This window comes from Mycolicibacterium tusciae (assembly GCF_002086795.1).
Classification (GTDB): Bacteria; Actinomycetota; Actinomycetes; order Mycobacteriales; family Mycobacteriaceae; genus Mycobacterium; species Mycobacterium tusciae.
Genome location: NZ_MVIM01000017.1, coordinates 64,667 through 87,000 on the forward strand (window position 1 = coordinate 64,667; position 22,334 = coordinate 87,000).

At 68.0% G+C, this 22,334-nt stretch carries 21 protein-coding genes; 13 read left to right on the forward strand and 8 right to left on the reverse strand.

What is annotated here, in order from left to right; translation table 11 throughout:
- Positions 1-8: 8 nt before the first annotated feature.
- The 3 genes from BST47_RS24525 to BST47_RS24535 form a co-directional block, all read right to left on the reverse strand.
- Complete coding sequence (locus tag BST47_RS24525) at positions 9-1,412, reverse strand: aldehyde dehydrogenase family protein (protein WP_083128286.1); 1,404 nt, start codon at positions 1,410-1,412, stop codon at positions 9-11.
- A gap of 102 nt (positions 1,413-1,514) precedes the next feature.
- Positions 1,515-2,453 carry a class I SAM-dependent methyltransferase gene (locus tag BST47_RS24530; protein ID WP_083128287.1) on the reverse strand — a complete coding sequence of 313 codons (939 nt, stop codon included), beginning with the start codon at positions 2,451-2,453 and terminating at the stop codon, positions 1,515-1,517.
- A 67-nt stretch (positions 2,454-2,520) separates the two neighbouring features.
- The gene (locus BST47_RS24535) at positions 2,521-3,159 is read right to left on the reverse strand and encodes a TetR/AcrR family transcriptional regulator (protein ID WP_207568692.1); all 639 of its coding nucleotides are present in this window, start codon (positions 3,157-3,159) and stop codon (positions 2,521-2,523) included.
- 146 nt (positions 3,160-3,305) lie between these two features.
- Here BST47_RS24535 and BST47_RS24540 point away from each other — a divergent pair, with 146 nt between their 5' ends.
- From BST47_RS24540 to BST47_RS24550, 3 genes are read left to right on the forward strand one after another with little or no spacing between them, the layout of a single operon-like run.
- Positions 3,306-3,872, forward strand: a complete 567-nt coding sequence (locus BST47_RS24540) for a TetR/AcrR family transcriptional regulator (protein ID WP_083128288.1) — start codon at positions 3,306-3,308, stop codon at positions 3,870-3,872.
- Complete coding sequence (locus BST47_RS24545) at positions 3,865-4,383, forward strand: hypothetical protein (protein WP_083128289.1); 519 nt, start codon at positions 3,865-3,867, stop codon at positions 4,381-4,383. Before BST47_RS24540 ends, BST47_RS24545 begins: the two co-directional genes overlap by 8 nt.
- 1 nt (position 4,384) lies before the next feature.
- Positions 4,385-6,547, forward strand: coding sequence for an FUSC family protein (locus BST47_RS24550; protein WP_083128290.1), 2,163 nt, complete (start codon positions 4,385-4,387; stop codon positions 6,545-6,547).
- On the opposite strand, the gene BST47_RS24555 is transcribed toward BST47_RS24550, so the two are convergent.
- Together BST47_RS24555 and BST47_RS24560 are read right to left on the reverse strand one after the other, a co-directional pair.
- Positions 6,528-7,526, reverse strand: coding sequence for a pirin family protein (locus BST47_RS24555; RefSeq protein ID WP_083128291.1), 999 nt, complete (start codon positions 7,524-7,526; stop codon positions 6,528-6,530). The two genes, BST47_RS24550 and BST47_RS24555, sit on opposite strands and share 20 nt — an antisense overlap.
- Before the next feature lie 48 nt (positions 7,527-7,574).
- A complete protein-coding gene (locus tag BST47_RS24560; protein WP_083128292.1) occupies positions 7,575-9,266 on the reverse strand; it encodes a phosphoenolpyruvate--protein phosphotransferase in 1,692 nt (563 codons plus the stop codon).
- A 102-nt stretch (positions 9,267-9,368) separates the two neighbouring features.
- On the opposite strand from BST47_RS24560, the gene BST47_RS24565 reads away from it, so the two are divergent.
- From BST47_RS24565 to BST47_RS24610, 10 genes are all read left to right on the forward strand, one after another.
- A complete protein-coding gene (locus BST47_RS24565) occupies positions 9,369-10,136 on the forward strand; it encodes a DeoR/GlpR family DNA-binding transcription regulator (RefSeq protein WP_083128293.1) in 768 nt (255 codons plus the stop codon).
- Positions 10,133-11,119 carry a 1-phosphofructokinase family hexose kinase gene (locus BST47_RS24570; RefSeq protein WP_083128294.1) on the forward strand — a complete coding sequence of 329 codons (987 nt, stop codon included), beginning with the start codon at positions 10,133-10,135 and terminating at the stop codon, positions 11,117-11,119. Before BST47_RS24565 ends, BST47_RS24570 begins: the two co-directional genes overlap by 4 nt.
- The gene (locus tag BST47_RS24575; RefSeq protein ID WP_083128295.1) at positions 11,116-13,140 is read left to right on the forward strand and encodes a PTS fructose transporter subunit IIABC; all 2,025 of its coding nucleotides are present in this window, start codon (positions 11,116-11,118) and stop codon (positions 13,138-13,140) included. The genes BST47_RS24570 and BST47_RS24575 overlap by 4 nt, the downstream gene beginning before the upstream one ends.
- 26 nt (positions 13,141-13,166) lie before the next feature.
- Entirely contained in the window at positions 13,167-13,424 is a 258-nt protein-coding gene (locus BST47_RS24580; RefSeq protein WP_083128296.1) for an HPr family phosphocarrier protein, read from the forward strand.
- A gap of 207 nt (positions 13,425-13,631) precedes the next feature.
- Positions 13,632-14,978 (forward strand): type VII secretion-associated serine protease mycosin, encoded by a 1,347-nt coding sequence (mycP, locus tag BST47_RS24585; protein WP_083128297.1) that lies wholly within the window; start codon positions 13,632-13,634, stop codon positions 14,976-14,978.
- Positions 14,975-16,372, forward strand: coding sequence for a type VII secretion protein EccE (gene eccE, locus BST47_RS24590; protein WP_083128298.1), 1,398 nt, complete (start codon positions 14,975-14,977; stop codon positions 16,370-16,372). The genes mycP and eccE overlap by 4 nt, the downstream gene beginning before the upstream one ends.
- 3 nt (positions 16,373-16,375) lie before the next feature.
- Positions 16,376-17,911, forward strand: coding sequence for a PPE domain-containing protein (locus tag BST47_RS24595; protein ID WP_083128299.1), 1,536 nt, complete (start codon positions 16,376-16,378; stop codon positions 17,909-17,911).
- The gene (locus tag BST47_RS24600; RefSeq protein ID WP_083128300.1) at positions 17,908-18,243 is read left to right on the forward strand and encodes a YbaB/EbfC family nucleoid-associated protein; all 336 of its coding nucleotides are present in this window, start codon (positions 17,908-17,910) and stop codon (positions 18,241-18,243) included. The genes BST47_RS24595 and BST47_RS24600 overlap by 4 nt, the downstream gene beginning before the upstream one ends.
- A gap of 19 nt (positions 18,244-18,262) precedes the next feature.
- A complete protein-coding gene (locus tag BST47_RS24605; protein WP_083128301.1) occupies positions 18,263-19,063 on the forward strand; it encodes a HugZ family pyridoxamine 5'-phosphate oxidase in 801 nt (266 codons plus the stop codon).
- Between the two features lie 14 nt (positions 19,064-19,077).
- Positions 19,078-19,656 carry an orotate phosphoribosyltransferase gene (locus BST47_RS24610; RefSeq protein ID WP_083128302.1) on the forward strand — a complete coding sequence of 193 codons (579 nt, stop codon included), beginning with the start codon at positions 19,078-19,080 and terminating at the stop codon, positions 19,654-19,656.
- Here BST47_RS24610 and BST47_RS24615 read toward each other — a convergent pair.
- Genes BST47_RS24615 through BST47_RS24625 form a run of 3 tightly spaced genes read right to left on the reverse strand, consistent with a single transcriptional unit; the run spans position 19,643 to position 22,334 of the window.
- Complete coding sequence (locus BST47_RS24615) at positions 19,643-20,704, reverse strand: ABC transporter ATP-binding protein (RefSeq protein ID WP_083128303.1); 1,062 nt, start codon at positions 20,702-20,704, stop codon at positions 19,643-19,645. The two genes, BST47_RS24610 and BST47_RS24615, sit on opposite strands and share 14 nt — an antisense overlap.
- The gene (locus BST47_RS24620) at positions 20,701-21,474 is read right to left on the reverse strand and encodes an ABC transporter permease (protein WP_083128304.1); all 774 of its coding nucleotides are present in this window, start codon (positions 21,472-21,474) and stop codon (positions 20,701-20,703) included. The genes BST47_RS24615 and BST47_RS24620 overlap by 4 nt, the downstream gene beginning before the upstream one ends.
- Positions 21,471-22,334: an ABC transporter permease gene (locus BST47_RS24625; protein WP_083128305.1), complete on the reverse strand. Its 864-nt coding sequence runs from the start codon at positions 22,332-22,334 to the stop codon at positions 21,471-21,473. Before BST47_RS24625 ends, BST47_RS24620 begins: the two co-directional genes overlap by 4 nt.

A 22,334-nucleotide genomic window follows, 5' to 3' on the forward strand; every position in this document is an offset into this window, starting at 1 on the left:
TTCCTTTCTCAGAACAGCCGTTTCGCGAGCTTCAAAGCCTTCTCTGTATACGGGGGATAGATGAACGCGCCGACATCGGGTCGGGTCGACTTGGTCATCACGGTCTTCTTGTGGCTGAACTGCTCGAAGCCGAACTTGCCGTGATAGGCGCCCATACCCGACGGGCCGACACCACCGAACGGGAGCTTGTTGGTGGCGAAATGGAACAGCAGGTGGTTGACCACCATGCCGCCGGCCGCGACCTCTTTGATCACCCGTTCGCGAATGCTCTTGGTCTTCGTGAACAGGTAGGCGGCCAGTGGTTTGGGCCGGGAATTCACGAAACTGATTGCGTCGTCGAGGGATTGCACGGTCATGATCGGCAGGATCGGACCGAAGATCTCGTCGGTCATCAGCGATTCGGCGGGGTCGGGGTCGACCACGACGGTGGGCTGGATCTTGATCGTCGACGCGTCCGAACCGCCGCCCGCGACGACGGTGCCCTTGGTCGCCGCCAGCGATGCGGTGAGCCGGGCGAAGTGGCGCTCGTTCACGATGCGCTTCCCGCCGGGGTTGTCCGCCTCGAAGGTCGCGACGGCGTCCTTGATCTTGTCGACGAGCTCGTCGCGGATCTTGGCGTCGGCGAGCACGTAGTCCGGCGCGATGCAGATCTGGCCTGAGTTGATCAGCTTGGTCCAGGCGATGCGCTTGGCCGCGACCTCGATGTCCGCGTCAGCGGCCACGATCACCGGGCTCTTTCCCCCGAGCTCGAGGGTGACCGGTGTCAGATGCGGTGCGGCGGCCTCATAGACCTTGCGACCGATCTCGGTGCCGCCGGTGAAACAGATGTGGTCGAAGCCTTGCGCGATGAGTTCCTGGCTGCAGGAGGCGTCGCCCTCGATGACGGCGATCGCGTCCTTGTCGAGATACTTCGGCACCAGCTCGGCCATCAGGGCCGACGACGCCGGGCACACCTCGGAAGGTTTCATGAGCACGGTGTTGCCCGCTGCGATGGCGCCGACGGCGGGGCCGAGCGTCAGGACGAACGGGAAGTTCCACGCGCCGATGACCAGAACGGTGCCGTACGGCTCGTATTCGACCCAGCCGCGGCCGGGCAGCTGCGACATCTCCAGCAGCCGGTACTTGCGGCGCATCCACTTCTTGACGTTCTTCGCAGCGTCCTTGGCCTCGCCCGCGGTGCTGGCGATATCGGCCAGCCAGGCTTCGAACGGGCCGCGGCCCAGATCTTTGTCGAGGGCCTCCATGATGGCGCCCTCGTTGTCATTCATCATTTTCTCCAGCGCCAGCAGCTGCTGCTTACGCCACTCGACGCTGCGGGTTCGGCCGGACGCGAACGTCTCCCGCAGCTTGCGGACGGTGCCGGGGATGTCTGGGGTGGTCTTAGCCGCAGCGGCGGCGAATTCGGTGGTCATGGTGGGTGTCCTTCCTGACCCTGGGAACACCCGATACTAACCAACCGGTTGGGCAGCGCTGAAGGGGCAACTTTGTGCCCCTCGCGTCGTCCGTTCGGGCGGTCAGCCCAACTTCTCGCCGGTGACGAACGACGAGAACCCGTCTTCATCGGATTGTTCGGGCGGCAACACCCACCGGTCGAGCCGGCGCATCTCGTCGGCAGAGGTCACGGCCGATGCCTGCCATCCGTGCGCGTTGAGCCACTCGGCCACGTCGGCGCGGTCGGGGTCGTTGTACATCAGCTCGGCGACGTCGGGCGCGTCCTGCATCCCGAACTGCGCGGCGATGCGCTCGAACTTCTCCCGAAACTCGGCCCGCCGGTCGTCGGATCGGTGGCCGACCGTCTCTGCGGCCACGCGGCTGCCAGCGGCACTGAGCGCGGTGATCTGCTCGAACAACCGGTCCTGGGCTTGCGCGGGCAGATACATCAGCAGGCCCTCGGCCAGCCATGCGGTCGGGGCATCGGCATCGAACCCGGCTTCGCGCAAGGCATTCGGCCAATCCAGCCGAAGGTCGATGGCCACCGCGTTGCGCTTGGCCGACGGCAGCACGCCGTGCTCTGCCATTCTCGCGGCCTTGTATTCGAGGACCTTGGGCTGGTCGATCTCGAAGACGACGGTGTCGGCCGGCCAGTCCAGCCGGTAGGCCCGCGAGTCGAGGCCCGACGCCAGGATCACGACCTGGCGGATGCCCGCGGTCGCGGCGGCGGTGAAGCACGCGTCGAAGAAGTGGGTGCGCACGGCCTGGTAATTGCCCATGTGCTCGAAGATCGCGGCGACCTCGGCATCGGCCTCGGCCACCTTGGCGGCGAACTCCTCGTTGCGCACAATGTCCCACACGCCCGGGCCGACGCCGGCGACCAGCACCTCGGCGTAGGGATCGCGGATCAGGGGGTCGGCCTTGGCGGTCTCGCCGGCGCGGGCCGCGGCCACCATGACTGCCGTCGAACCGACGCTGGTCGCGATATCCCAGGTGTCGTCGTGCGTGCGCAATGAACTCATGGCGTCATGCTAGCCAGATACCGACGAGAAGTTAGCCGAGCTATATGAACTGTGGGAGATGCAACACTCAGTCGCTGAGTTGCCAGAGCTTGTTGGCGAGCAGCAGCTCGAACTTCTCCACGACCCTGGAGAGCTCGTCGTGACCGCCGACGAATCCCGCGTAGAACCCGATACCCCACATCATCGCGACCAACATCTCGACGAGGTCATTGACGTCCGTGTCGGTAGTGAGCTCGCCGGACTTGATTGCGTCGTCAACCGCCCACGCGATGAACTCGCGTGAGTTGCGCAACGAATCGTGCTCGTCGCCGCTCAGTTCCGGATGCCGCTGCGACTCCAGCACCGAGGTCACGAGAAAGGCTGCCGCCGAACGGTCTTCGGAATCGGCCTGGATCGCCGCGGTGAAGAATGCGGACAACCGATTCAGCAGGTTCGTTTCGGACTTCGCCCGCGCCTGGCCCGCGCTAACTACCAGCGCATCTGTTTGCTCGACAACCTGGGCCCACAGCACGCGCTTACTCGCGAAGTAGTGGTTGATCGCCGGCCGGGTCAAACCCGCACGGATGGCGATCGCCTGAAACGTGGCGGCGTCGTACCCAAGTTCGCTGAAGACCTCGCGCGCGGCTCCTATGATGCGCTCCCGCGTTTCGGCGGCCTTCGCTGCAGGCGGGCGACCCGGACCCCTACTCGCGGTGTGTTGCGGCACAGTCAAATTGTGCCACAGCCCGCTGGTGGGCCTGTGCGGTATTACCTGCGGGGCTCCCAAGATCGCCATTTCAGCAAAGAAATGGGAGTCGCAACACCGAAGGTCGACGTAGAGATTCGATTGTCCGAGCACTAGGGTGCCGTCCCATGGCCAGCGTCGTTTCTCGGGAGGCCTACTTCGAGACCGGTCTCGATGTGCTGTCCGATCTCGGCTATGGGGGGCTCAAGCTTGCAGAGGTTTGTCACCGTCTCGGTGTCACGACCGGATCCTTCTATCACTACTTCACCAATTGGCCGACCTACACCAAGGAACTGGTCGCGCACTGGGTGCAGGAGCGGACCGTGCTGGTGATTCAGGCGGTGCGCGGCGAGACGGACCCGCGCCGTCGCATCGACACCCTGATCGAGGTGGCACTGGGCCTGCCGCACGGCGCGGAGGCGGCGATCCGGGTATGGAGCTCGCTGGATCCGCACGTGCACGAGGTGCAGGCCATGGTCGACCGGCAGCGATTCGACATCATGTACTCCTCGGCGTTGGAGATCCTGCAGATCAAACGGCAAGCGGAGGTCTTCGCCGCATGGTCGGTGTATGTGCTCGTCGGTTACGAGCAGTCGGCCCTGCCCCCCGACCCGGATGCGTTGGCGTGGATCGCCGGACAGATTCGCGGCAAGCTCGACAACGACGGGTTCGCTTCGGTGCCCGATAGTGACTGACGCAGCATCCGCCACCGAGCCGGTCGAGGTCGAGCACGTCGTCGCGATGCTGCGGGAGCGTCTGTACGGGGCGATCTCGTGTCTGGCGACCCTGGCGATTCTGGCGCGGTACAGCGATGGGGAAACCAGCGCCTTGGCAAGGATCCTCGATATCGCGGTGGCCACCGGCGGTCTGTGGGCCGCCAGCCTGCTGTCGCACTTCGTGGCGCAGATGGCGGTGTTCGGTAAGGCACCGCGAGGGCGGCACTGGATCCAGCTACTGCAGGCGTCAGGTCAGATTCTCTGGGCCGCCGTTCCCCCGGTGATCGTCTTGCTGCTTGCGGTGTTCGACGTCCTCGACACCGACACCGCGATGTGGATCGGGATGTGGACGCTGGTGGGCGAGCTGGGCGTCATTGCGTTTCTCGCGATGCGACGCACCCGGTTGCCGGGGTGGCAGCAGGCGATATCGGTCGCCGGGCTCGTCAGCCTCGGGCTGCTCGTCGTCGGCATCAAGACGCTTGCGCACTGACATGACGAACCTGTGGCGTCGCGCGGTCGATCGGCTTCGGCAGCGCGATCCCGAGTTCGACGCGCTGCGGCGTGCCGTGCGCGCGGCGCTCGTGTTGCCGGTCGCGGCGGCGGTCGGGTTCGCCGTCGGCGATTCGCAGACCGCGCTGTTCAGCATCTTCGGCTCGGTGGCACTGCTCATCCTCGTGGACTTTCCCGGAAACCGTCCGGCCCGGGCACTCGCCTACTTCGGGCTCGGCGTCAACGGCTTCGTCCTGATCACCCTCGGGACGCTGGTGGCCGACCATCCGTGGATCAGTGTCGCGGTGATGTTCGTCCTCGGTGTGGTGGTGACGTTTTCCGGTGTGCTCAGCGAGATCGTCGCCGCCGGCCAGCGGGCCACCCTTCTGACGTTCGTACTGCCCGCCTGCACACCGGTCGGCCCGATCGGCGATCGTCTGCTCGGTTGGATCGTCGCGCTGGCGGTCTGCGTGCCCGCCGCCCTGTTCCTTCTCCCGCCACGCCATCACGACGAGTTGCGCCGCCATTCGGCACTGGTGTGCACCCGGCTGGCCGACACCTTGGAGGGCAGCGGAAGCGCCAAAGACGCGACCCGCGCCATGAATTCGCTGTGGGAGAGCTTCCTCGGCGCCGACTTCCGGCCGGTCGGGCTCACCGCGGGCAGCCGGGCGCTGGTGCGGGTCGTCGACGACCTCGGCTTCCTGGCGGACCGCATCACCGACGACACCGGCCGCCAACTCGGTGACCTCAAGCCACCGTTGATGCGCGTGCTGCGGGATTGCGCCGCCGTACTCAGTGTTCCCGAACCCTCGGCTCGTGCGGCCCGAGGCACGGATCTCAACTCCGCACTGGCCGAATTGCGATCGATCGCACAGGGCCGCTATCGCGAGGACATCCTCGAGATACTCGGCGTGCCCGACGACGCGGCGGCCGTGGACGTCGGGCGAAAGCTGTTGGGGCGACGTACCTTCTCGGCCACCGTCGGTGTGACCGGCCGAATCATCCGCAACGCCGCCGAGGCCGACGCGCGTCCGGTCTGGGCACGGGTCCTCGGGCGACGCCTGCCGCCCACGGGGACCGCCGACTGGGTGATGCCGGAGACGGCGGCGGTCGCGGCGATCACCAAGGGACTGGTAGCCACCAGGGCGGTGGTGCTGCGCAGCAGTCTGCGTACCGGTCTCGGCTTGGCTCTCGCTGTCGCCGTCACCCAGGTGTTCCCACTGCAGAACGGCTTCTGGGTCGTGTTGGGCGCCATGTCGGTGCTGCGCAGCAGTGCGCTGTCGACCGGCACCCGCGTCGTGCGTGCGGTCGCGGGCACCACGCTCGGCTTCCTCCTGGGTGTGGTCGTCATCGAACTGGTCGGGGTCGACCCGATCGTCATGTGGGTCCTGCTGCCGGTGGTGGCGTTCGGTTCGGCGTTCGTACCCGAGGTCGCGTCGTTCATCGCCGGTCAGGCGGCGTTCACCATGATGGTGCTGATCATCTTCAACCTGATCAGGCCGACGGGATGGAGCGTCGGGCTGATCCGCATCCAGGACGTCGTCATCGGCGCCGGAGTGGGCATCGTCGTTTCGGTCCTGCTGTGGCCGCGCGGCGTACGCACCCGGGTGTCGAAGGTCATCGACGCGTCCTTCGCCGTCGGCGCCTCGTTCCTCACGGCGGCCGTACTGCGGGTCACCCGCGGTGCGTCCGAAGAGGCCACCGACAAGGTGATCGCGCTCAGTCACGACGCGCTGGAGGCCTCACGCACCGTTGACGACGCTGTGCGACAGTATCTTTCGGAGAGCGGCGGGGCCGCCGACGTCCGGGCTCCGATCGTCCGGCGGGCCAACCGCGCGGTCCGGTTGCGCGCTGCTGCCGAATTGATCGCCGACGTCGTCCCACCACCGCACGGTGTCTACCCGCTTACCCGCGCGGTGCTCGAGAGTCACACCGAAGCGGTGTGCCGTCACGTCACCGGCGGCTCAGCCGGGACGGCGCTGGACCCGATCAGCGACGACTTCGTGATCGCGCTGCGCGCCGACGCCTCCGATGACGAACTTGCCGTCGCGGCGGCGCTGCCGTTGGTCACCGCCGCCGCACACATCGGGGAGCTGGAGCTCCTCTATCCGAGAAGCGATTCCAGCGACCACGACGATCTCAGCGTCAAACCCGGTGCGGCATGAGCGCGTCCGGCGGGACGGCTCCGAACTTGCCGTTGTTGTAATCCTCGAGTGCCTCGATGAGTTCCGTCTTGGTGTTCATCACGAACGGTCCGTACTGGAACACCGGCTCGCGGATCGGCTTACCGCCGAGCAGCAGAACCTCGAGTGCGGGGCGGTGCGCATCTTGCCCCGCGTCGGCGCTCACGGTGATCCGGTCGCCCGGCCCGAGCACGGCCAACTGGCCCTGGTGAATGGGATGACCGACCGGTCCGACCGCGCCGCGGCCCGAGAGCACATAGACGAGCGCGTTGAAGTCGCGGTTCCACGGGAGGTTCAGTCTCGCGCCCGGCTGGATCGTGCTGTGCGCCATGGTGATCGGGGTGTGCGTGGCACCCGGGCCCCGGAGCCGCTCGGCCGTCGACATCGGATCTGCGTGTCCGGCGATGTCACCCGCGATGAGGCGGACCAGCGCCCCACCGTCGTCGGAGGACAGCAGTTTGGCCTGGGTCCCCTCGATGGCCTGGTACCTGGGCGTGGCGAACTTGTCCTTGCGCGGCAGATTCACCCATAGCTGGATGCCGTGGAACAGGCCGCCGCTCTCGACCAGTTCGGCCGGCGGCGTTTCGATGTGCAGGATTCCCGAGCCCGCGGTCATCCACTGGGTGGCACCGTCGGTGATCAATCCGCCGCCGCCATGCGAATCCTGGTGCGCGAAGCGCCCGTCCAGCATGTAGGTGACGGTCTCGAACCCGCGGTGCGGGTGCCAGTCGGTGCCTCGGGGCTCACCCGGTTCGTACTCCACCTCGCCCATCTGGTCCATGTGGACGAACGGATCGAGATCGGCGCTGTCGACGCCGGCGAACGCGCGCACGACGGGGAAGCCCTCACCTTCGTAGCCGCGTGGACCGGTGGTGACCGACCGGACGGGGCGTTCGGTATCGGACGGTTGGGCCGCGGCGATCCTCGGCAGTGTCAGGGTGTCAGCGGTGATGGCAGGCATGCCACGACTAACCGGACCGTAGTCCGAATTATTCCGTATTATTCCTTATCATTCCAAAGCGCCCAGCGCCGCTGCCCGCGCTTGCGCCGCGGTGCTCGCCGCGAGCACGGCCTCGGCCGCGTCGCGGCACTGCTGCAGCGACACCTGAGCGAGTTTGGCGCCCACACCCTGTACGGCCGCGGCCGCCGCCGACAACGACGTCACACCCAAGCCCGCCAGCACGCAGGCGAGCAGCGGATCCGCGGCGGCTTCCCCACACACACCGACGGGCTTGCCCACCGCGGCGCCCGCCCTCGCCGCCATGGCGACCAAGGTCAGCACCGCGGGCTGCCATGGGTCGGTGAGCGCGGCGAGTTCGGCCGACATACGGTCGGCGGCCATCGTGTACTGCGCCAGATCATTGGTCCCGATCGACAAGAAGTCCACGTGCTCGAGAATGCGGTCGGCCAGCAGAGCCGCAGCCGGCACCTCGATCATCACGCCCGGTGTCAGTCCGTGCGAACGGACTTGCGCGGCAAAGTGTTCGGCTTCCTGCGCCGTCGCGATCATCGGTGCCATCACCCACGGCGGATTGCCGGTGCGTTTGCCCGCGGCGGCAATGGCCTCGAGTTGGCGGTCCAGCAGAGCCGGATTGATGCCCGCGACCCGGATGCCGCGCACACCGAGCGCGGGGTTGGCCTCGTTGGGATGGTCGGCGAACTTCAGCGGCTTGTCCGAACCCGCGTCCAGTGTCCTGACCACCACCTTGTGCCCGGCGAATGCGTCGAGCACCTCGGCGTAGATGTCGGTCTGCTCCTCGACGGACGGCTCGGTTTCCCGATTGAGGAAGCACAGTTCGGTGCGGAACAACCCGATGCCCTCGGCCGCGGTGTCCCTGGCGGCCCGCGCGGCGGCGCCGTCCTGCACGTTGGCAAGGACCGCGACCGCGTGACCGTCGGAGGTGGCACCGGGTCCGGACCATCCCGCGGCGCGTTCGGCGTCTCGGCGCGCCGCCTCGACGGCCTCGCCCGCGGCCGCCGAGTCCGGCGTGACGGTCACGGTTCCCGCGGTGCCGTCGACGAGCACCATCGTTCCCGCCTCGACGGCGTCCAGGCCCTCGACGGCGACGACGCACGGGATGCCGAGCTGGCGCGCGATGATCGCCGTGTGGCTGGTGGGCCCACCCAGCGTCGTGGCCAGCGCGACGACGAGCGCCGGGTCCAGACCTGCGGTATCGGCCGGGGCGAGGTCGTCGGCGCACAGGATCGACGGTGCCGAGGGCAGCGGCACGCCCGGTTCGGGCAGCCCCTTGAGTTCTGCGATCACGCGGTCGCGGATGTCGCGCAGGTCCGTGACCCGTTCGGCCATCAGCCCGCCGAGTTTGGTGAACATCTCGGCGAACTGGTCCACCGCGCCGATCACCGCGCGTACCGCGGGCGCGCCGGTGGCGATGCGCTTCTCGGCGGCGGCCAGCCATGCCCGGTCCTGCGCCAGGGTCGCGGTGGCGGCCAGCACCTCCGAGGCGGCGCCGGTTGCATGCGCCGCGCGGTCACGCAGCCGCGTTGCGACCGCCGATGCGGCGGCGGCGAAGCGGTCGGCCTCCGCGGGCCGATCCGGTTCGGCGACGTCGCCCGCGTCGTCGATGGACGTGGGCAGCCGGCCCGGCCGGATCACCGGTGCGTAGGCCACGCCCGGCACCACCGGGACGCCACGAAGGGCGGTGCCGGGTAACAGTGACGTGTTCGCGGATGAGGCGGTCATGTGAACCAGATTACAAGAAATGGTTGACAAGTCAACACAAACAGTAGTAAAACCAATTAAATCAACATTCAGAAGCCTGGATACCCACACATACGGAGCGCCATGTACGCCGAAGAGCGTCAGCAAGCGATCGCCTCGCTGGTGATCGCCAACGGCCGCGCCTCGGTCGCCGAACTGGCACAGACCCACGACGTCACCACCGAGACGGTGCGGCGCGACCTCGCCGCACTCGAGAAGGCCGGAGTCCTGCGGCGCGTGCACGGCGGCGCGGTTCCGGTGCGCGCGCTGCATCTCGTCGAGGCCGGCGTGGGCGAACGAGAGGCCACCCGAGCCGAACACAAGGACGCGATCGCGGCGGCCGCCGCCGAACTCCTCCCCCAAGACGGCTCCACCGTCCTGTTGGACGCGGGCACCACCACTGCGCGCATCGCCGCCCACCTGCCCACCGATCGGGAACTGATCGTGGTGACCAACTCGATACCCGTCGCCGCGCGCCTGGCCGCCCTGCCCTCGGTCTCACTGCAACTGCTCGGCGGCAGGGTGCGTGGTGTCACGCAGGCCGCGGTCGGCGAACAGACACTGCGGGTGCTCGACACGCTCCGAGTGGACATGGCGTTCATCGGGACCAATGGCATCAGCGTCCGTCACGGCCTGTCCACGCCGGACAGCGACGAGGCCGCGGTGAAGCGGGCCATGGTGAACGCGGCGAATTATGTAGTGGCGGTGGCGGACTCCTCCAAGATCGGCCGCGAAGACTTCGTCAGTTTCGCGCCGCTGTCCAGTGTCGACACCCTGATCACCGACGCTGAGATCACCGGCGCTGACCGCGCAGAACTCACCGACCACGGCGTCGAGGTGGTGGTCGCATGATCGTCACCGTCACGCCCAACCCGAGCATCGACCGCACCGTCACCCTCACCACACCGCTGACGCGCGGCAGCGTGCACCGGGTCACCTCGGTCACCACCGAAGCGGGTGGCAAGGGCGTCAACGTCGCGCGCGCGTTGACGGCGGCCAGCGTCAAGGCCGTCGCACTGCTTCCCGCGCCCGCGGCCGATCCATTGATCACCGCTCTGCACAACGCCGCGGTGCCGTTCCGGTGCGTACCCACCGACACGCCGGTACGGACCAACCTCGCGATCACCGAAAAAGACGGGACCACAACCAAGCTCAACGAACCCGGCGGTGCACTCGACGGTGCTGCCGTCGACGCCCTCACGGAGTCCGTGGTCGCCGCGGCGGAGTCAGCGTCCTGGGTGGTGTTGTCGGGTTCGCTCCCGCCGGGAGTCCCCGACCACTGGTACGCCGACGTCGTGGCACGGCTCGCCGCGTTCGGATGCCGGATCGCCGTCGATACCTCCGACGCCCCGTTGACGGCCCTCGTCCAGTCGTTCGGCCGCGCCGCTCCCGACCTCATCAAACCGAACGCCGAAGAACTCGCCGGTGTCCTCGGCCTCTCGCCGTTGGCATTGGAAGCCGCTGTCACCCAGGGCGATCCGGAGCCGGTGATCTCAGCAGCCCAGCAGTTGATCGATCGGGGTGTCGGCGCGGTGCTCGCCACCCTGGGCTCCGCGGGCGCCATCCTGGTCGACGACAACGGCGGCTGGTTCGCCACCCCGCCTCCCATCACGCCGCGCAGCACCGTCGGCGCCGGTGACGCCGCCCTCGCCGGATACCTCCGAGCCGAGGTCGGCGGCGCGACCCCACCTCAGCGACTGCAGATGGCGGTCGCCTACGGCAGCGCCGCTGCCGCGCTGCCCGGATCGGCTCAGCCGCACCCCGCCGATCTCGACCTCGACGCCGTCCACGTGACACCCGTAGTTCCCGCAACCGATCCGAAAGTAGTGCCATGACGACAGACGTCTCGATCATCAGCACCGATCTGGTCCTGCTCGACACCGACGCAGGCGACGACAAGCAGGCCGTGATCCGCAGGCTGGTGCAGCGCCTCGCCGATGCCGGACGCTCCACAGACGCCGACGGCCTGTTCGACGCCGCGATGGCGCGCGAGGGGCAGTCGGCCACCGGGCTGCCCGGTGGTATCGCGATCCCACACTGCCGCTCGCCGCACGTCGACACCGCTTCTATCGGTTTCGCGCGGCTGAACCCGCCCGTCGATTTCGGCGCACCCGACGGACCCGCAGACCTCGCGTTCCTGATCGCCGCCCCCGAGTCCGGCGGCGCCGAGCACATGAAGCTGCTGTCCAGTCTCGCGCGCGCACTGGTGCGAAAGGACTTCGTGGAGTCGTTGCGGCAAGCATCCACCCCCGACGAGGTGGTGGCGCTCGTCGACGGTGTGCTGAACCCCGAAAAGCCATCTCCTGCAAAAGAATCTGCTCCCAAGCAAGCCAAGACGCTGCTCGCGGTGACCGCCTGCCCCACCGGTATCGCGCACACCTACATGGCCGCCGACTCGTTGGTCGCGGCAGCCAAGAAGGCCGGCACCACACTGCACGTCGAGACGCAGGGTTCCTCCGGCAGCACCCCGCTGGACGCGGAGACGATCGCGGCGGCCGACGCCGTCATCTTCGCCACCGATGTCGGCGTCAAGGACAAGCACCGCTTCGCCGGTAAGCCCGTCGTCGCCTCCGGGGTCAAACGGGCGATCAACGAACCGGACAAGATGGTCGCCGAAGCCCTTGCCGCCGCAGACGATCCGAACGCCGCCCGCGTCGAGGGAGGCGCCGGTCCGTCCGCGCCGAGCGGCGCAGCCCGGGCCGGCAACGTCGGCTGGGGCACCCGCACGCGTCAGATCCTGCTCACCGGCGTGAGCTACATGATTCCGTTCGTCGCCGCAGGCGGCCTGCTGATCGCGCTCGGATTTCTGCTCGCCGGATACGACATCGCGAACACGCCGGACGGGGCGGAACCACTGTCGTTCGGCATGAACTCGCTTGGCAGCCATATCGCCACCGAGAACACGTTGACCAACCTGCCCTCCGGCGGCCTACTCCAATACCTCGGCGCGGTGCTGTTCACCCTCGGCGGGCTGGCGTTCATGTTCCTGGTGCCCGCGCTGGCCGGCTACATCTCGTTCGCGATCGCCGACCGGCCGGGCATCGCCCCCGGATTCACCGCGGGCGCGGTCGCCGTGTTCGTCGGCGGCGGCTTCATCGGCGGCATCGTCGGCGGTCTCATCGCCGGCTTCACCGCACTGTGGATCAGCCGGATCGCCGCACCGCGATGGCTGCGGGGTCTGATGCCGGTCGTGATCATCCCGCTGTTCGCCTCACTGGCAGTCGGCCTGCTGATGTTCCTGCTGCTCGGCCGCCCATTGGCCGCCATCACGTCGGGCCTGACCAACTGGCTCGGCGGCATGACCGGCAGCTCCGTCATCATCCTCGGCGTCATCCTCGGCCTGATGATGTGCTTCGACCTCGGCGGCCCGGTCAACAAGGCGGCCTACGCGTTCGCCACCGCCGGGCTCAACGTCGCCGACCCCGCCTCGCTGCGCATCATGGCCGCGGTGATGGCCGCGGGTATGGTTCCCCCGCTCGCGATGGCGCTGGCCTCGGCGGTCCGGCCCACGCTGTTCACCGAGCCGGAGCGGGAAAACGGCCGGGCCGCTTGGCTTCTCGGCGCCTCATTCATCTCTGAGGGCGCGATCCCGTTCGCCGCGGCCGATCCGCTGAGGGTGATCCCGTCGATGATGTTCGGCGGCGCCATCACCGGTGCGATGATCATGGCGTTCGACGTCACACTGAAGGCTCCGCACGGCGGGATCTTCGTCTTCTTCGCGATCGGGAACCTGCTCTGGTTCCTCGTCGCCCTAGCGGCGGGGACCGTGGCGGGCGCACTCGCCGTCGTCGCCGCCAAGCAGTTCATCAAGCCCAGCACGCAAACCGAAGAGGCGCCCGCGCTCGCGGCCGTCTGATTCCAACCCACCATTGAAGGAGAACCATGCCCAGCAAGACCGTCATCGTCGGATCGGCCATCGGTCTGCACGCCCGCCCCGCGGCGATCATCGCCGAGGAAGTGGTCAAGGCCGGAGTGCCCGTCACGCTCTCGATGGACGGCGGCGAGCCCGTCGACGCAGGATCTGCGCTGATGATCATGACGCTGGGCGCAGGCAACGGCGCCGAGGTGACCGTCGACTGTGACGACGCGGACGTGCTCGCCACCGTCGCGGGATTGGTACAGCAGGACTTGGACGCCTAGGCCGCCTGATCTCACGTGAGGCCCCTCACGTGCGCCGAGCCAAGATTGCGGACCTGACCCCCTTCGCCGCCCCTTAAGATTGGCTGCGTGCAATCAGGCAGTTCGCTCGTCGTTATGCTTTGTGCTGCCCTGGGGCCCGTAGAGGGTTTGCTGTGGGCGCACCGGCATACTGCCACCTGGTCGAAATTCGGGGGAGGTGCGTAACGAGTGCACCGTTTTGGTGTGCTGCTGGCGGTGCTGTTGCTGGCACTGGTCAGCGCTCCTCCGGCAGCGGCTATCGAGCCACCCAAGATCGATCCGGCGGCGATGCCGCCCGACGCGACGGGCCCCGATCAGCCCATGGAACAGCGCCGCGTCTGTTCGGCCCCGACGGCGTTTCCCAACTCGAATTTCGCCGACAAACCCTGGGCGAACGACTACCTGCGCCTAGCCGAGGCACAGAAGTTCGCCACGGGCGCGGGCATCACCGTCGCCGTCATCGACACCGGGGTCAACGGCTCACCGCGCGTCCCCGCAGAACCCGGCGGCGACTTCGTCGACCAGGCCGGTAACGGGATGTCGGACTGCGATTCCCACGGCACGCTGACGGCATCGATCATCGCGGGCAGACCGGCGCCGACGGACGGCTTCATCGGGGTCGCGCCCGACGCCCGCATCCTGTCGCTGCGGCAGACCTCGGAAGCCTTCCAAACCGTTGGCGCGCGAACCGACCCCAATGACCCGAACTCGACGCAGACGGCCGGTTCGCTGCGCAGCCTGGCCCGCGCGGTCGTGCACGCGGCCAACCTCGGCGCACAGGTCATCAACATCAGCGAGGCCGCCTGCTACAAGGTGACGAGGCTGATCGACGAGGCAGGGCTGGGCGCCGCGATCAACTACGCGGTCAACGTCAAGGGCGCGGTCATCATCGTCGCGGCGGGCAATACCGGCCAGGACTGCAGCCAGAACCCACCACCCGATCCCTCGATACCCGCGGACCCGCGCGGCTGGAAGCAGGTGCAGACGATCGTCAGCCCGGCGTGGTACTCGCCGCTGGTGCTGACCGTGGGCGGCGTCGCCCCGAACGGTCAGCCGAGTACGTTCTCGATGTCCGGACCATGGGTGGGCGCCGCGGCGCCCGCCGAGAATCTCGTCGCGCTCGGCTACGACGGGCGGCCGGTCAACGCGCTGACTGGTCAAGACGGACCGATTCCGATCAGCGGCACCTCGTTCGCCGCCGCCTACGTGTCCGGGCTGGCCGCACTGCTCAAACAACGGTTCCCCGTTCTGACACCAGCTCAGATCATGAACCGGATCACCGCCACCGCGCGACATCCGGGCGGAGGCGTCGACAACTATGTCGGTGCAGGCGTCATCGATCCGGTCGCCGCGTTGACGTGGGACGTGCCCGCAGGACCGCGGGAGGTGCCCTATCAGGTCAAGGAAGTCCCGCCACCGGTCTACATTCCGCCACCGGACCGGGGACCGATCACCGCGGTCGTCGTCATCGGCTTCGGTCTGGCCCTGGCGCTCGGGCTCGGCGCCCTTGCCCGGCGCGCGCTGAGGCGCCGATGAGCGGCTTCACGTCCATGTTCGGGCTGCGCCTGACGACCGGCCATGCCATCTGGGCGGCGGTGCTGATACCGGCCGTCATCCTCTTGTTCATCCAGCTCGACCTGCTCTGGGTCGGGATCACCCTGGCGGTGATCATCGCTCTCGCAGCGATTTTGACGGTTCGTGGCCGACGGCTCACCGGCTGGATCGCGGCGGTGTTCGCATGGCGGCGGCGCCATCGCAGAGTTCCCGAGAAGCCGTCCGAACCGGCCGTCGGGGCCACCGTCATGCCCGGCGATCATGTCGCGGTCCGCTGGCAGGACGGCTACCTGATCGCCGCAATGGAACTCGTCCCGCGGCCGTTCACTCCGACCGTGATCGTCAACGGCGAGGCCTTCACCGACGATGTCGTCGACACCCGGCTCGTCGAGCGGCTGCTCGCGGCGCACTGTCCCGATCTCGAAGCCGACGTGGTGTCGGCCGGCTATCGAGTGGGAAAGACCGCGCCGTCGAGCCTGGTCGCGCTGTACGAGCAGGTCGTCGGGCCCTACCCGGCCCCGGCCAATCGACGCACCTGGATCGTGCTGAGGGCCGATCCCGAGCACACCCGCAAATCCTCACAGCGACGCGACTCCGGCGTCGCGGGGCTGGCGCGGTATCTGGTGGCGTCGACCACGCGGATTGCAGATCAGTTGGCCAGCAACGGTATCGATGCCCAGCCAAGCCGAAGCTTCGACGACTTCGACCGCGCGACCGAGATCAGCTTCGAGCGCGAGACCTGGTCGGCGATCAAGGGACGCAGCACCTTCACCGCCGCGTACACCGCGCCCGGCGGCCCCGACGTCTGGTGGTCGGCGCGCGCCGACCACACGATCACGCGGGTCCGCATTCGGTCGGGGGTGGCTCCCACCGCCACCGTGTTGTTGACGACGCTGGCGAATCCGACTACGCCGCGCGGATTTTCGTGCCTGTTCGGCGGACAGCGGGCCGCGTTGCTGGGCATCAGCCCCGTCAACGACCGCCACTACGAACTGCCGGTCGGTTCTGCGGGGGTGCTCGTCGGCGAGACCGCCGACCGCTATCCGGTGTACATGCCGTTCGACGACATCGACGTGAGCATCAACGTGGGCGACGCTCGATTGTTCACGCAGTTCGTCGTGCGATCGGCCGCCGCAGGAGCGGTCGTCACCCTGCTCCCGCAGTTCGCGGAGTTCGCGGCTTCCGTCAACGGCCACATCGGCCAGGAGGCCAAGGTCGCGTGGCCGAACGCCACCACTTATCTTGGCCCACACCCCGGCATCGGACGGGTTGTGTTGCGCGACAATTTCATCCAGACACCACGCCATCGTCAGCTGCCAATCCGGCTGATCAATCCGCGTGAGGAGAGCCGCTACCAGATGGTGCTGGAGAGCTGAGCGATGTCGGTCCAGCGGGTCAACCCCGGTTCGCTCACCAGCCAAGCCGCAGAGATGAAGGGCCAGAACTGGCACAACCCTGCTGAGGACGTCGTGGCGCCGCCGGACGCGGTGCCCTCGACGGCCGACGCGATCGCCAACCTCAACCAGAACGCGCAGTCGCTCAAAGAGTTCGAGGAGTGGGCGAAGGTCGAGAATCAGCGCGTCGCAGAGATGCTCGAGATCGCCGCGCAGGCCTACCAGAAGGTCGACGACGAGTACGGCATCGCGCTCGACAATCCCGAACGGGCCGCTGCCGTCGACGCCATCAGCATTCCTTCTCCGCCGACACCAGCGCCCGAAATCCCGGCTCCCGCAGGTACTCCGCGGCTCCTTGATGCCAGCGGATATCGCAACGTCATCCAGACGCAGATCGAACTGAGCGCACCGGACACCGGCGCTTCGCTGAAGAACGCGATGCTGTACTGGTCGGCGGCGTCCAACCGGGTCAAGGGCAACAAGCCGAAACCTCCGCCCGGCGACTGGGAGGGCGACGCCGCCGACGCGGCCTACGCGCGAATGACCGCGTTCGGTAACTGGCTGGCGCAGCTGTCGGAGGCGTGGCACGAGCTGGCCGAGGCCGCATCGAAGATCCTCAACGCACATGAGAAGGCAAAGGCCGCCCACGTTCCCATCTACGACGAGTACGTCGCGCTGGAAGCGCGCATAAAGGAGCTCGCCGACGCGCCCGGGCCGCAGGCCGGGATTCAAAGACAGATCGATCTGGCCCGCCGGCGGTTGGCAGAGCTACAGGCGCTGTCCGACGAGTTACGCCAGCAGTACGCCGGCGAGGCGACGTTCACACCGGTGCGGCCGGTGGATCCGCCGTTCAAACCGGCCGACAGCTTCGCCCCCGGGGGCGGCGGTGGCGGCGACGGTGGTGGTGGCGGCGCTGAGCCCACCGGTGATCCCGCAGCGATGGCCCAGAAGATGGGCGAGTCGATGGGCACCTCGCAGCATCAAGCAGGTGCGGGGCAAGGTGGCGGCTCCGGAGGAGGATCGCCATCCGGCGGTGAATCACCCTCGGGCGCAGGCCCTTCCGCGAGCAGCGTAGGCGGATCGGAGGGCGGAGGACCCCAGACGGGCTCGCCGAGAGCACCCACCGACCCGAGCCTGCGCCCCGCGGGGGCAGGTGGTGGATCGGGCGGCGGCTCGGGCGGTGGAGCGGGCGGTGGCGCCGGATCGGCACCACTTTCACCCGCGGTGTCGGCCGAGACCGTCGCGCCCGCCCCACCCATGCCGGTGTCCGCGGCGCCCGCGGCCGCCGCGGCCGCGCCGGGAGGCATGGCCGGCGGGATGGGCGGCATGGCGCCCATGCACGGGGGACACGGCGCACAGCAGGGCAAGGAGAAGCGTCGCGATCCGCGCACGGCACCCGACGAGGATCTGTACGTTGAGGACCGCCCGTGGACCGAGGGCGTCGTCGGTAACCGCCGCCGCCGCGAAGTGCAGGACGGCGGGCCGCGCGAACACGACGACGAGCAGGACGACGACGAGTGACCGACGACATGCATCCCGACGTGGCCGCTGTGCTGCAGCAGGCGCAGCGGCTGCAGTCGCTGATGGACGAGCAGCTGCACAAGATGAAGAACGAGACGTTCACCGCCACCGACGACGCCGAAACCGTCGAGGTGACGCTCAACGGCCACCACCACCTCACCGGGACCTTCATCGCGGACGGTCTGCTGCGGTTGGGTGCACCGACAGTCGAGCAGCGGCTCAACGAGGCTCTTCGGAAGGCCACCGACGCCGCGTCCAGGTCGATCGAGCTCGACAGGGACCGTATCGACGCCGTCGTCGCCGATATCACCGCGGGTCTGCAGAAGGACTGAGCCCGAGTATCGTTCGTTCGTGGCGAACCGCGATCACGGCGACCCGGGCGATGCCCCCTCGGTCCCTCCCCCGCTCACCGAAGTGGCCAATTCCACCCGCCCGTCCGCGGCCGAGGAGGCCCGCACCATCGCGGCGTCGACCAATACGGGCACGCTGGCCACGCTGACCGAAGCCGGCGATCCGTGGGCGTCGTTCGTGACGTACGGATTGCTCGGCGGCGCACCGGTGTTGTGCGTTTCGAACCTCGCCGAGCACGGTCGTAATCTCGCGGGCGACCCGAGGGCCAGCATCGCGATCGTCGCACCGAGCTCGGAGTCCGATCCGCTGGCCAGCGGCCGCGTGACCCTGGCCGGCGTAGTGGAAGCCCCGACGGGCGACGAGTTGGCCTGGGCCCGCGACGCACATCTGGCTGCGGTCGCGGCTGCCAAGTACTACATCGACTACAGCGACTTCACCCTCTGGGTGCTGCGCGTGCAGCGGGTGCGCTGGGTCGGCGGCTACGGCCGAATGGAGTCGACCACCGGCGAGGACTACTGCGCTGCCACGCCGGACCCGGTTGCGCCGCACGCGGCGGGGGCGATCGCTCATCTGAACGCCGATCACGCCGACTCGCTCGCCGCGATGGCCAGGGCGCTCGGCGGTTACCCGGACACCACCGCGGCGACCTGCACCGGCGCCGACCGCTACGGCCTCGATCTGCGGCTGACGACCGAACGGGGCATCGCCTACACGCGGATCGGTTACGCCGACCCGATCGACTCGTACGACCAATTGCGTTCGGCGACCGTCGAGCTGGCGCGTCGCGCCCGGGGGGACTGAAATACGATCGCCCTATGGCAGATGCGAGCGCACGCCCCGAGACCTGGCCAGCAGCGTTCGAGCTGATCCGCACCCGCGGTTACGAGCACCGCGAGGAACCCTTCAAGCTGGCCAGCGGTCAGCTCAGCCATGACTACATCGACGGCAAGTACGCCATCGACAACGGGGAACGCCTGACGATCGTCAGCCGCGCCATCGCCGACCTGGCCGCGCTGAACGGCATCGAGTTCGACGCGGTCGGTGGGCTCACCATGGGCGCCGACTCGATCGCCATCGGTGTCGCGATGGTGACCGGTAAGGCCTGGTTCTCCGTACGCAAGGAACAGAAGTCGCGCGGTCGCGAGCAGTGGATCGAGGGGACCAGGCTCGAGCCGGGAACCCGGGTGCTGCTCGTGGACGATGTGATCAGCACCGGCGGTTCCACCGAGATCGCACTCGAGCGCGTCGTCGCCGTCGGCGCCGTCGTCGCCGGCGTGATCCCGATGGTGGATCGCGGCGACGTCGCGGCCAGGCGCTTCGCGAAACGCGATGTGCCGTTCGCGGCGCTGGTCACCTACCGCGACCTCGGCATCGAACCCGTCAAGGACGTCTGACGACCAGCACACCGCCCGGCTCGATTCCGACGGTGACGGGATCGCCAGGGGTCAGCGCCCTGGCCGCCGCGCCCGATATCTGGGCGTTGATCACCGAACCGTCCGGCATCGCGACGTAGACGCGCGAGATCGGTCCCAGGAACGCGATCGAGCTGACCTTGGGCGTTCCAGCACCGCCGGCCGGCCCGGCGGTGACGGTGACAGCCTCCGGGCGCACCATCGCCAGCCCGGTGCCCGACGTGATCGAGCCGGGCAGCGTCGGCACCGCGGTGCCGAGCAGCTGCGCGCGGCCACCCGAAACCTGCACGGGCACTTTGTTGTTCAACCCCACGAACTCCGCGACAAACGGTGTCGCCGGGGTGGCGTACAGGTCGGCGGGCGTGGCCAGCTGTTCGAGCCTGCCCTGATTCATGACACCCACCCGGTCGGCGACGGCGAGCGCCTCCTCCTGATCGTGGGTGACGAACAGCGTCGTGATGCCGACCTCGAGTTGCACCCGACGTATCTCGTCACGCAACTGCGCGCGGACCTTGGCGTCCAGCGCCGAAAGCGGCTCGTCGAGCAGCAGTACCCGCGGCTGGATCGCCAGCGCACGCGCCAGCGCGACCCGTTGCTGCTGCCCGCCCGACAACTCGTGCGCGTACTTTGCCTTGTGCGCACCCAAACCGACCAGGTCGAGCATATCGACGGCCCGAGATATCCTCTCGAGCTTGCCTTTTCCGCGCATCTTCAACCCGAATGCGACGTTGTCGAGCACGGTCAGATGCGGGAAGAGGCTGTACGCCTGGAACACCATGCCCATGTCACGCTTGTTGGCAGGGACGCGGCTGACATCGCGACCGCCGACGGACACCGTGCCCGACGTGGCGTCGTCGAGGCCCGCGAGGATGCGCAGCGCGGTGGTCTTGCCGCAGCCCGACGGACCAAGCAGCGCAACAAGTTCGGATGGTTCGATGTGCAGCGTCAGCCCGTCGAGGGCCTTGACGTCGCCGTACAACCGTGTCAGGCCGGCCACATCGACGGCCGTACCCTGCGTTTTCGCGTTCATGCGGTCACTCCTTGGACTCGTCTGCGCCCGCGTGTCACCAGCGACAGGACAAGCAGCAGCACGAAGCCGAACACCAACACCGCCAGCGAGGCGGCCACCGACGTCGGACCGTCCGTCTTACCGATCCCGACGATCTGCACCTGCAGCGTCTCGAACCCGGAGAGCGACGCGATCGTGTATTCGCCGAGCACCACCGCGATCGATATGAAGGCGGCAGAAAGAATCCCGGACCAGATGTTGGGCACCACGATCCGCAGCATCGTCGTCCCCCATCCCGCGCCCAGCGACCGTGCCGCTTCAGTGAGGGTCTGCAGGTCGATCGACGACAAGGCCGCATCGAGCGCGCGGTAGGCGAACGGCAGCACCAGCACCACGTAGACGAACGTCAGCGTCAGCGGGGATTCACCAAAGAAGTACGCCACCCACAGGTACACATTGCGTAGCCCGACCACGATCACCAACGCGGGGATCGTCAGCGGCAGCAGGCACAAAAACTCCACTGCGCCCCTGGCCCACGGCGAGCGCAGTCGGACCCAGATCATCGTCGGGACCAGGACCACCAGCGTCGCAACGACTGTGAACACGGCAAGCAGCAGTGAGACCACGATCGCCTGATACAGCGCGTCGTCGGTGACGAGGCTCGTCCAGGCCTGCCATGTGCGGCCGTCATCGACGAGTCGGCGGGTGGAGAAATCCGCCATGGCGTACAGCGGAAACAGGAAGAACAGGCCGAACAACACCCAGAGCCCGGCGCGGGCTGGACGTTTCATCGCAGCCACCGCGCCGTGCGCCGCACCAGGACGTTGTAGGCCGCCATCACCACCGCGACGACGACGATCATCTCGAGCGCGAGCGCGTAGGCGAACCCGGACTGACCGAGCACCACCTCACTGACCAACGCGGACCGAATGAGCAGGGGCACGATCGGGCTGCCCTGGCTCACCAACGCGGCTGCGGTCGCGTAGGCGGCAAAGGCGTTGGCGAACAACAACAATGCCGATCCGAGGAAAGCCGGCGTCAGCAGTGGTACGGCCACCTCACGGAAGTACTGCCACTTCGACGCGCCGAGACTGACGGCGGCTTCGCGCCATTGCTCGCGGATGCCTTCGAGTGCGGGCAGGAAGACGATCACCATCAGCGGGATCTGGAAGTACGTGTACACGAGTATCAGCCCGGCCAGGCCGTAGAGCCATCCCGAACCGGACAGATTCCAGCCGAAGACCTCCTGCACCCACACTGTCAGCACGCCGTTGATGCCGATCGTCGCCAGGAACGCGAAAGCCAGTGCCACACCCCCGAACTGAGCCAGCACGCTGCACAACGAGATCACCGCCCTGCGCACCATCGACGTGGGCGGGCTGCTCACGATCAGCCACGCCAGCACCGCTCCGAGCACCGCGCCGATGATCGCCGTGCTGGCCGACAACAGCACGCTGGACCACAGCGCCCCGAGCGCTGTCGACGAGAAGAGCGCGCCGATGCGGCTGAGGGAGAACGCGCCGTCCACGACGAACGCGTTGACGATCACCGTCACCGTCGGGATCACCAGGAACACCACGACGACCGCGAAGAACGGCAGCAGGGGCAGGGCCTCTGTGAGTCGGTTGCGTAGTTGCGTTCCGCCCGGCAC

Excerpts from the sequence above, each read along its gene's own strand:
- BST47_RS24525 (WP_083128286.1), bottom strand. The coding sequence starts at position 1,412 with ATGACCACCGAATTCGCCGCCGCTGCGGCTAAGACCACCCCAGACATC.
- BST47_RS24530 (WP_083128287.1), bottom strand. The coding sequence starts at position 2,453 with ATGAGTTCATTGCGCACGCACGACGACACCTGGGATATCGCGACCAGC.
- BST47_RS24540 (WP_083128288.1), top strand. The coding sequence starts at position 3,306 with ATGGCCAGCGTCGTTTCTCGGGAGGCCTACTTCGAGACCGGTCTCGAT.
- BST47_RS24550 (WP_083128290.1), top strand. The coding sequence starts at position 4,385 with ATGACGAACCTGTGGCGTCGCGCGGTCGATCGGCTTCGGCAGCGCGAT.
- BST47_RS24555 (WP_083128291.1), bottom strand. The coding sequence starts at position 7,526 with ATGCCTGCCATCACCGCTGACACCCTGACACTGCCGAGGATCGCCGCG.
- BST47_RS24560 (WP_083128292.1), bottom strand. The coding sequence starts at position 9,266 with ATGACCGCCTCATCCGCGAACACGTCACTGTTACCCGGCACCGCCCTT.
- BST47_RS24565 (WP_083128293.1), top strand. The coding sequence starts at position 9,369 with ATGTACGCCGAAGAGCGTCAGCAAGCGATCGCCTCGCTGGTGATCGCC.
- BST47_RS24570 (WP_083128294.1), top strand. The coding sequence starts at position 10,133 with ATGATCGTCACCGTCACGCCCAACCCGAGCATCGACCGCACCGTCACC.
- BST47_RS24575 (WP_083128295.1), top strand. The coding sequence starts at position 11,116 with ATGACGACAGACGTCTCGATCATCAGCACCGATCTGGTCCTGCTCGAC.
- BST47_RS24580 (WP_083128296.1), top strand. The coding sequence starts at position 13,167 with ATGCCCAGCAAGACCGTCATCGTCGGATCGGCCATCGGTCTGCACGCC.
- eccE (WP_083128298.1), top strand. The coding sequence starts at position 14,975 with ATGAGCGGCTTCACGTCCATGTTCGGGCTGCGCCTGACGACCGGCCAT.
- BST47_RS24595 (WP_083128299.1), top strand. The coding sequence starts at position 16,376 with ATGTCGGTCCAGCGGGTCAACCCCGGTTCGCTCACCAGCCAAGCCGCA.
- BST47_RS24610 (WP_083128302.1), top strand. The coding sequence starts at position 19,078 with ATGGCAGATGCGAGCGCACGCCCCGAGACCTGGCCAGCAGCGTTCGAG.
- BST47_RS24615 (WP_083128303.1), bottom strand. The coding sequence starts at position 20,704 with ATGAACGCGAAAACGCAGGGTACGGCCGTCGATGTGGCCGGCCTGACA.
- BST47_RS24620 (WP_083128304.1), bottom strand. The coding sequence starts at position 21,474 with ATGAAACGTCCAGCCCGCGCCGGGCTCTGGGTGTTGTTCGGCCTGTTC.